The following is an 11898-nucleotide window of genomic DNA, read 5'->3' on the forward strand; positions in this document are numbered from 1 at the left end:
GTACCTCGCTGGGCGGGGAGGTGGGGGCGGGTCAGGGGGTGAGGGCGTGGGGGAAGCGGAAGAAGCCGTGGGGGTCGTAGCGGCGCTTGACCTGGGTGAGGCGGGGCAGGTTGGTGCCGTAGTAGGCCTGGGCGAAGTCGGGCAGTTTGGGGTCGGGGTAGTTGACGTAGGCGCGGCCGTTGGAGTGGGGGTCGATGGCGGCGAAGCAGCCGTCGACCCAGTCCTGTGCGGCCTTCTCCTGGGCGGCGGTGGGCTGGGGGGTGGTCAGGTCGATGCCGCACACGGAGGTGAACTGGGCGTCGCGGTGGACGTAGGCGGTGGCGTCGGGGGCCAGGTTGTTGGCGTTCTTGCCCAGGGCCATCAGGCTGATGACGCGGGTCTGTCCGGCGCCGCGGGCCGCTTCGAAGGCGGTCAGCAGGTCGTTGAGGCCGCTGGCGGGCAGCGGGCGGGCGAACATGCGGCCGCGGTTTTTGGTGTAGGCGGTGCGCGGCAGGCTCGCGCCGGGTGCGGTGCCGCTGGTGTGGCACTGGGTGGGGGTCAAGGTGGCGCAGCCGAAGCGCTGCATCATCGCCTTGTCGTAGGGCAGTTCCTCGCTGACGCGGGAGGCGGGCGGGCTGCCGACCAGGGAGACCAGCTGGTCCAGGGAGGTTTTCAGGGGGGCGGCGGTGCCGAGGTAGGCGCCGGTGACCATGGCGGTGGGTACGGTGCCGGGGCGGGCGTCGGGCAGCAGCAGGACGGCGTCGGGGGCCAGTTCGGGGGCGCCGGCCTGGGCCCACTGCTGGTAGCCGATGAGCATGTCCTGGGCCTTGTCCCAGTCCCAGGTGAGGGTGAAGGTGGTGGCGACGGGCACCTGGGTGGGGGCGAGTTCGAAGTCGGTGATGACGCCGAAGTTGCCGCCGCCTGCTCCGCGCAGTGCCCACAGCAGGTCGGGGTCGTGCTGGGCGGAGGTGGTGACGACGCGGCCGTCGGCCAGGACGACCTGGGCGCCGACCAGGCGGTCGCTGGCGGGCCCGTACTTGCGGTGCTGCCAGCCGTGGCCGCCGCCGGTGACGAAGCCGCCGGGGCAGACGGTGGGGCAGAAGCCGCCGGGTACGGCCAGGCCGTGGGTGGCGAGCTGGGTGACGATGTCGACCATCTGGGTGGCGGGGCCGACGTGGACGGTGGAGCCGCTGGTGCGCACCCGGTTGAGGCGGGTGAGGTTGATGACCAGGCCCTGGGTGGTGGACCAGCCGGTGAAGCTGTGGCCGCCGCTGCGGATCGCGGTGTGGATGGTGTTGTCCTGGGCGAAGCGGATGCAGGTGGCCACGTCGGTGGCGTTTTCGCAGTAGGCGACGGCCTGGGGGCGCAGGTGGTCGAACTGGGCGGAGGCCAGGTGGCGGGCGCGGTCGTAGCGGCTGTCGGTGGGCAGGATGAGGTCGCCTTGGAGGGCCGCGCACAGCTGCCCCCAGTTGGTGCGGGGCCCGCGCGGGGGCCTGGGCCGTGCCTGGGCGGGGGGTGAGCCGGCCAGGAGTGTGCCGGAGGAGGCGAGGGCGATTCCCGCGCCGGCGCCCAGGAGGGCCCTTCTGGTGGGCATGGTGTTCCCTTTCGTCACGGAGTACGGCGTACGGCGTGCGGCGTGCGGCGTGCGGCGTGCGGTGTGCGGTGTGCGCAGGATGCGTGGTGCGCGGTGGTGGCGTGGTGGGGGTCAGGTGGTTTCGGGGGCGAGGTAGGGCATCTGGTCGGCCGGGTAGCGGTCGCCGCGGGCGGCGTCGGGCGGGATGGCCTGTTCGATGCGGGTGAGTTCGGCGGGGCTGAGGGGGGCGCCCAGGGCGTCGAGGGCTTCGGCCAGGCGGGGGCGGGTGCGGGCGCCGATCAGGGGCACGATGTCGGGGCCTTTGGCCAGGGCCCAGGCGATGGCGGTCTGGGCGAGGGTGGTGCCGCGCTCGGCGGCCAGGGTGCGCACGGTTTCGAGGAGGCCGAGGTTGTACTCGGCGTTGGCGCCGGTGTAGCGGGGGGTGTGGCCGCGTACGTCGTCGGGGGTGAAGGAGCGGTTGCGGGGCCAGTTGTCGCTGATCAGGCCGCGGGCCAGGACGCCGTAGGCGGTGATGGCGATGCCCAGTTCGCGGCACAGGGGCAGGATGTGGGTCTCGATGGAGCGCCCCAGCAGGGAGTATTCGATCTGGAGGTCGGTGATGGGGGCGACGGCGGCGGCCCGGCGGATGGTGTCGCAGCCGGCTTCGGACAGGCCGATGTGGCGGACGTATCCGGCCTTGACGGCTTCGCTGATGGCGCCGATGGTGTCCTCGATGGGCACCTGGGGGTCGCTGCGGGCGATGCGGTAGACGTCGATGTGGTCGGTGCCCAGGCGTTGCAGGGAGTAGGCCAGAGAGGTGTGGACGGCCGCGGGGCGGCCGTCGTAGCCCAGGAAGGTGCCATCGGGGCGGCGCAGGGCGCCGAACTTCACGCTCAGCTGGACCTCGTCGCGGCGGTGGGCGCGCAGGACCTCGCCCAGGAGCAGTTCGTTGTGGCCCATGCCGTAGAAGTCGCCGGTGTCCAGCAGGGTGATGCCGGCCTCGAGGGCGGCGTGGACGGTGGCCAGGGACTCGTCGCGGTCGGCGGGGCCGTAGAGGGCGGACATGCCCATGCAGCCCAGGCCCAGGGCGGACACCTGGGGGCCGGTGGTGCCAAGAGCGCGGTGGAGCACGGGGGTTCTCCTTGGGCGGCTCGGGTGCGGCACGGCGTGACGTGCCACCGGGGGTGGGGGGTCAGTAGGGGACGGTGTGCAGGGGCGGGCCGAAGGGGGCGTGGTCCAGCCAGCGGCCGGCGCGGGGGATGTGGGGGGCGAGGAGGGCGGCGGCGTGCTGGGTGGCGTGTTGCAGGGGCCGGGCGGCCTGGAGGTGGGCCAGGGCGCTCGTGGCGGCGCGGACGTTGGCCAGGGCCGCGGTGCGCCGGGTGCGGGCGTAGTCGGCGATCGCCTGGGGGGTGGCGTGGGCGATGGCCCGGGCGGCGGCGAGGGCGTCGGCGATGCCGGAGTTCATGCCGCGCGCGCCGAAGGGGGGCAGCAGGTGGGCGGCCTCGCCGGTGAGCAGCACGCGGTGGTGGGGGTCGGTGAGGGCGGTGGCGACTTTCTGGTGGAAGCGGTAGGCGGAGGACCAGGTCAGGTCGGTGGGGCGGGCGCCGGGGAGCAGGGCGGGCAGCCAGTGGGCGGCGGTGGCGGCCCAATGGGCGGCTTCCTGGCCGTCGCGGCACTGGACGTCGATGCGCCAGCCGCCGGCGAAGGGCACCAGCAGGACGTTGCGGCCGCCGGCCGCGGGGTGGTGGTAGTGGAAGATCCGGGCGGGGGTGAGGCCACCGGCCTCGCCGGTCAGGTCGGCCACGGCGAAGCCGGTGGGAGCTGTGGTGCCCTTCAGGTGCAGGCCCAGGCGGGTGCGCAGGGTGGAGCGGGCGCCGTCGGCGGCGATGACGTGGCCGGTGCGGTGGCAGTGGCCGGTGGCGGTCAGGAGTTCCGCGGCGCGGGGGGTGGTGCGGATGTCGGTGACGGGCTGGGCCCAGCAGATCTCGGCGCCTGCCTGGTGGCAGGCGGTGCGCAGCAGGTCCTCCACCGCCATCTGGGGCAGGCTGGTGAAGGGGATGCGGTGGGCGGGGCCGTGGTAGGTGCGGGTGTGGACGGGGCGGCCGCGCCACAGGGTGCGCCGGGTGCGCCAGGTCAGGCCCGCGTCGGCGAGGGTGCGGCCCAGGCCGGGGTGGATGCCGTCCAGCAGGTCCAGGGTGGCGCGGTGGACGAAGATGGCCCGGCTGCCGGGGCGCGGGCGGTGTTCGGGGCGGGCTTCCAGGACGGTGACGGGCAGGCGGTGGTGGCGGGCGGCCAGGGCCGCGGCCAGGCCGACGGGGCCGGCGCCGACGACGGTGACCTCGCTCATGGGGCTGCCGCCGTGGCGGGCTCGGGGCGGGGGGCGGGGCGCAGCCGGGCCGGGGCGATGGCGGGGTGGAACAACTCCTCGACGTAGAAGGGCTGTTCGTCGTCGACGTGGACGATGTAGCCGCGCCAGGCGGCGGTGTGGGCCAGGGGGTGCCAGGGGGATCGGCCTACGCGCAGCAGGCGGCGGCGCTGGGGCAGGCGGTGTTCGGCCAGGGCCCGGCCCAGGGGGACGGTGTCGCTGGTGAGGATGGTGCACAGGTCGGCGCGGCGGGGCACTGGGCCCATGACGAGGTTGCGGGAGACGGCCGCGTGGGTGTGGTGGCGCAGTTCGGTGCGGCGTACCAGCCAGGGTTCGTCGGTGTGCGGGCCGAGCAGGGGCAGCAGGTGGGCGGCGTGCGTGTGGGTGCGCCGCACCCGCTGGGTCACCAGGCGCAGGGCGAGGGGTGCGCCCAGGTGGTGTTCGAGCAGGGCGGTGGTGGAGCCGCGGTGGGTGAGCAGGTGGCGGGTGAAGGGGTCGGCGAACTGCTGGGCGCGCAGCAGGGCGGGTTGTTCGGCGGGGTGGCAGGGGGTGCGGCGGGTCATCTGCGGCCCTTTTCAGCGCGGGTGCCGCCCGGCGGGGCCGGACTTCGGGGCGCCGGCGGCACGGTGGGGGTGCGCGGTGTGGGGTGTCATGCCTTGGGGGTGTAGTGGCCGGGCACCATGCGGGTGGAGATGGCGATGCGGTTGTAGGCGTTGATGACGGCGGCGGCCCAGATGAGCTGGGCGACTTCGGCTTCGCTGAACTCCTTGAGGGCTGCCTGGTAGACGGGGTCGGGCACGTGGTCGGTGTGGATGACGGTGACGGCTTCCGTCAGGGCCAGGGCGGCGCGTTCGCGGGCGGTGAAGAAGGGGGTTTCTTCCCAGGCGCTGAGGGCGTACAGGCGCTGTTCGCGTTCGCCGGCGGCGCGGGCGTCGAGGGTGTGCATGTCGATGCAGAAGGCGCAGCCGTTGATCTGTGAGGCGCGGATCTTGACGAGTTCGAGCAGGGAGTGCTCGAGTCCGGCTTCCTGGGCGGCTTTCTCCGCGGTGGCGTGCAGGCGTCCCATGGCGGAGTAGACCTGGGGGGCCAGCTCGGACAGCTTCAGGCGGGGGGAGGACTCGGCAGTGGTCATGCCCTGCACGGTAGGAAGGGTTCCGGTGGTGGGGGAAGCGCGACTTTCCACTGTCGCAGTCATCCTGGGCGAAGGCCCCCGGGGCGGGGCCCGGGGCGGGCCGGGGGCGTGGGGTGCGGGGGTGGCTCGCCCCTCAGGGGGTGGGCCGTCGCGGTGAGTCCCTGGCCCTACGCCGGTGAGGGTCGTCCCGGCGTGGGTGGGAGCCGGCTCGTCGTGGGGCGGGCCGCTGGCTGGTGAGAGGTGAGGTACCGGCTCGTTCCCCTTTCGGGCCGTCGGCCGGTCGCCCCCCTGGTGGGCTCGGTGCTGCCGGGCTGCCGGTCCGTCGCGACTGCCCTTCCCCGCCCTGCTGCTGACGGGGTGTCACGCAGGTGTCCACCCCCCGGCGCCGGGCCCTCCGCCGACCTTCCAGGAAGCTTTTTGAAAAGCTCTCGTACCTCGGAATCCATCCTTCCGTCGCCCAGCCCCCGTCACCAAATCACCGTATTCATGCGGGTAGTTGACGATCCGGGAGCGCCTTCCTGGTCCCGGATTGCGGCTGCCTCTTGACATCAAGAAAGCTTTTCTGAAAGCTATTTATGGGTGCGCTTCCCCACCGCACCTCCCTGCCCGCGATGCCCTCCCAGGCCTGAGCGCGCCACCCGGCTCAGGCCTGCCCCGTTTCCACCCCACCCTGACGAATGGGCTGACACACCATGACCGAACTGCTCCCGCACGCCCCCTCGGCCTCCCCCGGCGCCGGCGCCGAGGCCCATCTGCGCCAGATCCTGCGCTGGCACTTCGGTGCCGCGACCGGCTCGCCGTTCTGGCTGCGCCTGGCCCCCACGCTCGGCTTCGACCCGGTGCGCGACATCCGCACCCTGGCCGACCTGCGGCGCTTTCCCGACGTCAGCGACCAGCTGCGCACCGTGGCCGTGGAGGACCTGATCCCGGCCGGACACACCGGCGGGCCCTTCGAGGTCTTCGAGTCCGGCGGCACCCTCGGCGCGCCCAAGCGCGTGATCGACGCCGCCTCGCGCGGCCTGAACGTGGACTGGGTCAGCACCGTCCTGGACGCCCACGGCTTCCCCGCCACCGGCAACTGGCTGCACGTGGGCCCCACCGGGCCGCACGTCGTGGGGCGCACCATCCGCCACCTGGCGCAGCGCCGCGGCGGAGTGGCCTTCACCGTCGACTTCGACCCGCGCTGGGTCAAGCGCCTGCTGGGCTCGGGGCGCGGCGAGCTGGCCGGGGAGTACCGCTCCTACCTTCTGGACCAGGTCGAACTGATCGTGCAGTCCCAGGACATCAAGGTCTTGTTCATCACCCCGCCGGTCCTGGAGGCGCTGGTGGCCCGCCCCGCGCTCCACGAGCAGCTGGCGGCCGGCCTGGAGGGCATCGTGTGGGCGGGCACGAGCATCAGCGCGGAGTCGCTGCGCCAGCTGGAGGAGACGTTCTTCCCGCGCGCCAGGATCGCCGCGATCTACGGCAACACCCTGATGGGCATCGCCCCGCAGCGCCCCCGCCTGGACGGCGACGTGCACCCGGCCGTCTTCCGGCCCTTCTTCCCGCAGTCCGTGGTCGAACTCCTCGACACCCGCCGGGGTGTGCCGGTGGCCTACGGCGAGCGCGGCCAGGTGCTCGTGCACCTGCTCAGCCGCGACATGTTCCTGCCCAACGTGCTGGAGCGGGACACCGCGATCCGTGTGCGCCCCGCGCCCGGCGACAGCGTCGACGGGCTCGCCGACATCGCCCCGCTGGCCTCCCAGGGCGGCACCCGCGTCATCGAGGGGGTCTACTGATGAGCGCCCCTGCTCCTGCCGTGCGGCTCAACCCGGTCATCGCCGGGCGGGAGGTCGACAGCCGTGACCGTGCCGAACTGACGGGTGTGGACGGGCAGGTGGCCGCCGAGGTCGGGCTGGCCCCCCGCCTGCTGGCGCAGGCCGCGATCGGGCAGGTCCGCGCCCGCGCCGGCGGGCCCGCCCCGCGCGCGGAGCTGTTCGCCGTGGCCGGAGAGCTGTTCGCCACCGCCACCCTGGACGGCGAGAGCCCCAAGGAGTACCAGCGCCGGGTCGCGGTGGCCACCGGCTCCCCGCGCGCCACCGTCGAGCGCGCCACCGCCGGCATCCGCGGCGCCCTGTCGCACATCGAGGCCCTCAACTCCGCCGAACTGCCCGCCCCGTTCGCCCAGGGCGCCTTCGCCCGCCACTGGGTGCCGCGCGGCCGCGTCCTGGCCGTCGTGGTCCCCAACAACCACCCCGAACCCAACGTCACCTGGGTGCGCGCGCTCTCCCTCGGCTACAGCGTGCTGCTGCGCCCGGGCAGCAAGGACCCCTTCACCCCCCGCCGGCTGACCGCGGCCCTGCTGCGGGCCGGACTGCCCGGCGAGCGCCTGGCCTTCCTGCCCGGCGGCCACGACCTGGGCGACCACCTGCTCGACCAGGCCGACCTGGGCATCGTCTACGGCGGCCCGGAGGCGGCCGCCCGCTACGGCAACCGGCGCGACATCCTGGTGCGCGGCCCGGGCCGCAGCAAGGCCCTGGTGGACGCCGAGGCGGCCGCCGCCCTGCCCGAGAGCCTCACGACGTGGATCGCCGACGACGGCGGCGTGCGCTGCAACAACATCTCCGCCGTCCTGACCAGCGGTGACGTCACCGCCCTCGCCGACGCCCTGGCCGAGCGCCTGGCCGCGCTGCCCCCGCTGCCCGTCACCTCCCCCCAGGCCGTACTGCCGGCCACCACCAAGACCAACGCCGAGGCACTGGGCCCCTACCTCGCCGGCCTGGCCGCCCAGGGCCGCGACCACTCCAGCGCGCTGTATCCGCAGGGGCCGCTGAGCGTCTTGGAGGACACCAGCGTCGTCCTGCGCCCGCTGGTGATCTCCGTGGACGACCCGCGCCACCCGCTGGTCGGCACCGAACTGCCCTTCCCCTTCGTCGTCGTCGCCCCCTGGCGCGATCAGGACGGCACCGCCCCCCTGCGCGACTCCCTGGTGGTCAGCCTGGGCGGGCGCCACACCGCTCTGGCCGAGCAGCTCCTGCACGAACCCAGCATCCGCAAGGTCACCTCCGGAGACATCCGGCCCTGGCTCTCACGCCCCGAACTGCCCCACGACGGCAGCCTCGCCGGCTTCCTCCTGGAACCCAAAGCCCTCATCCGCGCCACCTGAACACCCCCCCTCGCGCCGGCAGCCGCCGGTGCGCCCGCCCCCTGTCCGCCCACCGCCTGCCCACCGCCCGCCCTGTGTCCGCCCCTTGTCCGAAAGAGATGCCGCCATGCCACTGACCGCACCCGCACCCCCGGCCCGCACCCGCGCCCTGACCGCGCCCCCCTGGCGCGGCCTGCCCGCCGCCCAGCAGCCGCCCTGGCCGGACCCGGCCGCCGTCGCCGACGTCACCGGGGAACTGGCCCGCCTGCCCGCACTGACCGCCGCCGCCGACGTGCGCCAGGCCGGCGCGGCCCTCGCCGACGTCAGCGCCCGCCAGGCCTTTTTACTGCAAGCCGGAGACTGCGCCGAGCCCACCGGCGCCATGGGGGTGGCCGCCCTCCAGGGCAAGCACCGCGTCCTGGGCGAGATGGGCGAGATCATCAGCAACCGCCTCCAGCTGCCCACCATGACCGTGGGCCGCATCGCAGGCCAGTACGCCAAGCCCCGCTCCAAGCCCGAGGAGATCGTCGCCGGCCGCGCCCTGCCCGTCTTCCGCGGCCTGAACGTCAACGCCCCCGACGCCGACGCCGGCGCCCGCATCCCCGACCCGCGCCGCCTGCTGGCCGGCTACCACAGCGCCCGCGCCCTGCTCGGCGAACTGCACATCATCGCCCACCGCGCGGCTGCCGACCTCACCCCGCTGTCGGCCGCCGGCCTCCTCGGCACCCGCCGCCCGCGCTCCTGGGACGGCACCCTGCGCGCGGTCCTGGACGACTACGGGCGCACCCGCCGCACCGAGGACGGCTGGCGCCGCACGGGACTGTGGACCAGCCACGAAGCCCTGCTGCTCGACTACGAAGAGCCCTTCGTACGCCGCGACGCGCGCACCGGCGAGGACTACCTGCTCTCCACCCACCTGCCCTGGGTGGGCGATCGCACCCGCCAGGCCGAAGGCGCCCACATCGCCTTGCTGGCCCACATCGCCAACCCCGTCGCCGTCAAGATCGGCCCCGGCATCAGCCGCGGCGAACTGACCGCCCTGTGCCACCGGCTCGACCCGCACCGCCGCCCCGGCCGGCTCACCCTCATCGCCCGCCTGGGCGCGGCCGAGGTAGGCCGGCTGCTGCCGGAGTTCATCCGCACCGTCGCCGAGGCCGGCCACCAGGTGGTGTGGGCGTGCGACCCCATGCACGGCAACACCTTCACCGCCGCCACCGGCCACAAGACCCGGCACATGGACGACATCACCGCCGAGACCAGCGCGTTCATCGAGATCATGCACCGCGCCGGGCAGTGGCCCGGCGGCCTGCACCTGGAGGTCGCCGGCGACCGCGTCACCGAGTGCCTGGGCACCGGCGGCCCGCGCAGCGAGCAGGGCCTGGCCCGCGCCTACCGCACCCTGTGCGACCCGCGCCTGAACGACGACCAGGCCCGCCTGCTGGCCCACCGGGCCGCCGACCTCATCGCCCGCGGCTGACCCGCCCCCCTCTCTCTGTTTCTTTTCCTGCCCGCGCCCGACGGAGCCGTGATGAAGACCCTCCTGATCGACAACTACGACTCGTACACCTACAACCTCTTCCAGCTCATCGCCGAGGTCAACGGCGAGGAACCCGACGTGGTCACCAACGACGCCCCCGGCGCCGCCGGCATCGACCTCGGCGCCTACGACAACGTCGTGATCTCGCCGGGCCCCGGCCACCCCGGCCGCGCCGAGGACTTCGGCGCCAGCGCCTGCATCATCGAACGCGCCGACATCCCCGTCCTGGGCGTGTGCCTGGGCCACCAGGGCATCGCCGCCGCCGCGGGCGCCCTCATCACCCGCGCCCCCCAGGCCCGCCACGGCTACCTCAGCCGCATCACCCACACCGCCCAGGAGATCTTCGCAGGCCTGGCGCAGGACTTCACAGCCGTGCGCTACCACTCCCTGGCCATCGCCGAGCCGCTGCCCGCCGCCCTTGAGGCCACCGCCTGGGCCGAGGACGGCGTGATCATGGCCGTGCGGCACCGCGAACGGCCGCTGTGGGGCGTGCAGTTCCACCCCGAGTCCGTCTCCACCCAGTACGGCCACCAGATGCTCGCCAACTTCCGCGACCTGACCCTGGCCCACCAGGCCGAGCACCCCCGCAGCGCGCCGCGGCCCACCTCGCCCCACCCCGCCGCCACGGCCCCCGCCCCCAAGACCCCGGCCCCCACAGCGCCTTCAACGCCTTCAACGCCCTACCAGCTGCACCTGCGCATCCTGGAGAAGGAGATCGACACCGAGAGCGCCTTCACCCACCTCTACGGCACCACCGGCGCCCCGGTGTTCTGGCTCGACAGCGCCCTGGCCGAGGCCGGGCGCGCCCGCTTCTCCTTCTTCGGCGACGCCGCCGGCCCGCTGGCCGAGACCGTGCGCTACCGCACCGGCCAGGGCCACGTCGAGGTCACCCGCACCGGCCAGGCCACCGAGCACGTGCCCGGCACCGTCTTCGACTACCTCCAGGGCGAACTGCGCAGCCGTCAGACATCCGCCCCCCACCTGCCCTTCGACTTCACCGGCGGCTACGTCGGCTACTTCGGCTACGAACTCAAGGGCGACCTGGGCGCCACCAACAAACACCGCGCCCCCACCCCCGACGCCGTCTGGCTCTTCGCCGACCGCTTCATCGCCGTCGACCACCACGAGGGCACCACCTACCTGGCCGCCCTCAGCCGCACCGGCCACCGCGAGGGCGCCGAGGACGCCGTGCGCTGGCTGGAGGCCACCGCCGCCACCCTGCTCGCCCTGCCCCCGCGCCCCCAGCAGCCGGCCCCCGAACCCGCCACCGTCCCCGTCGAGCCCTGGCTCGTCCACGACGCCGACGCCTACGCCGCCCGCATCGCCGCCATCCACCAGCAGCTGCGCGCCGGCGAAAGCTACGAAGTCTGCCTCACCAACGCCGCCTGGACCCCCGCCGACCGGCACGGCGGCCTGGACTTCTACCGCACCCTGCGCCACGTCAACCCCGCCCCCTACGCCTCCTACCTGCGCCTGGGCGACGACCTCGAGATCGCCGGCTCCTCCCCCGAACGCTTCCTGACCATCGACCGCGCCGGCACCGTCGAAACCAAACCGATCAAGGGCACCGTCCCGCGCAGCGCGGACCCCGGCGAAGACCGGCGCCTGCGCGAATCGCTGACCGACAGCGCCAAGACCCGCGCCGAGAACCTCATGATCGTCGACCTGCTGCGCAACGACCTCGGCCGCGTCAGCAAGGTCGGATCCGTGCACGTGCCGCGCCTGATGGCCACCGAGAGCTACCGCACCGTCCACCAGCTCGTCTCCACCATCCGCTCCACCCTGCGCGAGGACAGCGACGCCATCGACGCCGTGCGCGCCTGCTTCCCCGGCGGCTCCATGACCGGCGCCCCCAAGCGCCGCACCATGGAGATCATCGAATCCCTGGAGACCGAGGCCCGCGGCGTCTACTCCGGCTCCATCGGCTGGCTGTCCACCAACGGCACCGCCGACCTGAACATCGTCATCCGCACCGCCGTGCGCATCGGCGACCAGTGGCGCATCGGCGCCGGCGGCGCCATCGTCCTGGACTCCGACGCAGGCGACGAGTACCAGGAAATGCTCCTGAAGGCCGCCGCCCCGCTGCGCGCCCTGCACCCCACCACCCCCACCGCCGCCGACGATGCCGCCGATGCCGCCGTCGTGCCGGGGGTCCGGGAAGCGGAGGCGCCCGCCACGGTCTGAACCC

General features: G+C 74.0%; 9 protein-coding genes. 4 read left to right on the forward strand and 5 right to left on the reverse strand.

Annotation, left to right across the window (positions count from 1 at the left end; translation table 11 throughout):
- Window positions 1–31 precede the first annotated feature (31 nt).
- The 5 genes from AC07GB_RS34345 to AC07GB_RS34365 all read right to left on the reverse strand — a co-directional run bounded on the left by AC07GB_RS34345 (window position 32) and on the right by AC07GB_RS34365 (window position 5049).
- On the reverse strand, window positions 32–1573 hold the full coding sequence (locus tag AC07GB_RS34345; protein WP_478852472.1) for an FAD-binding oxidoreductase: 1542 nt from the start codon (window positions 1571–1573) through the stop codon (window positions 32–34).
- Window positions 1574–1684: 111 nt separating this feature from the next.
- Window positions 1685–2683: an aldo/keto reductase gene (locus AC07GB_RS34350; RefSeq protein ID WP_478852474.1), complete on the reverse strand. Its 999-nt coding sequence runs from the start codon at window positions 2681–2683 to the stop codon at window positions 1685–1687.
- Window positions 2684–2744: 61 nt separating this feature from the next.
- Window positions 2745–3899: an FAD-dependent monooxygenase gene (locus AC07GB_RS34355; protein ID WP_478852476.1), complete on the reverse strand. Its 1155-nt coding sequence runs from the start codon at window positions 3897–3899 to the stop codon at window positions 2745–2747.
- The gene (locus AC07GB_RS34360; protein WP_478852478.1) at window positions 3896–4480 is read right to left on the reverse strand and encodes a hypothetical protein; all 585 of its coding nucleotides are present in this window, start codon (window positions 4478–4480) and stop codon (window positions 3896–3898) included. The genes AC07GB_RS34355 and AC07GB_RS34360 overlap by 4 nt, the downstream gene beginning before the upstream one ends.
- 86 nt (window positions 4481–4566) lie before the next feature.
- Window positions 4567–5049 (reverse strand): carboxymuconolactone decarboxylase family protein, encoded by a 483-nt coding sequence (locus AC07GB_RS34365; RefSeq protein ID WP_478852480.1) that lies wholly within the window; start codon window positions 5047–5049, stop codon window positions 4567–4569.
- Window positions 5050–5741: 692 nt separating this feature from the next.
- Between AC07GB_RS34365 and AC07GB_RS34370 the strand changes: the two genes are divergently transcribed.
- The 4 genes from AC07GB_RS34370 (at window position 5742) to pabB (ending at window position 11894) form a co-directional block, all read left to right on the forward strand.
- Window positions 5742–6827 carry an AMP-binding protein gene (locus tag AC07GB_RS34370; RefSeq protein WP_478852482.1) on the forward strand — a complete coding sequence of 362 codons (1086 nt, stop codon included), beginning with the start codon at window positions 5742–5744 and terminating at the stop codon, window positions 6825–6827.
- Window positions 6827–8194, forward strand: coding sequence for an aldehyde dehydrogenase family protein (locus AC07GB_RS34375; protein ID WP_478852484.1), 1368 nt, complete (start codon window positions 6827–6829; stop codon window positions 8192–8194). The genes AC07GB_RS34370 and AC07GB_RS34375 overlap by 1 nt, the downstream gene beginning before the upstream one ends.
- A gap of 106 nt (window positions 8195–8300) precedes the next feature.
- Window positions 8301–9650, forward strand: coding sequence for a 3-deoxy-7-phosphoheptulonate synthase (locus AC07GB_RS34380; RefSeq protein WP_478852486.1), 1350 nt, complete (start codon window positions 8301–8303; stop codon window positions 9648–9650).
- A 51-nt stretch (window positions 9651–9701) separates the two neighbouring features.
- On the forward strand, window positions 9702–11894 hold the full coding sequence (gene pabB, locus AC07GB_RS34385; protein WP_478852488.1) for an aminodeoxychorismate synthase component I: 2193 nt from the start codon (window positions 9702–9704) through the stop codon (window positions 11892–11894).
- Window positions 11895–11898 lie beyond the last annotated feature (4 nt).

It is taken from the genome of Streptomyces sp. NPDC045778, from assembly GCF_056431945.1.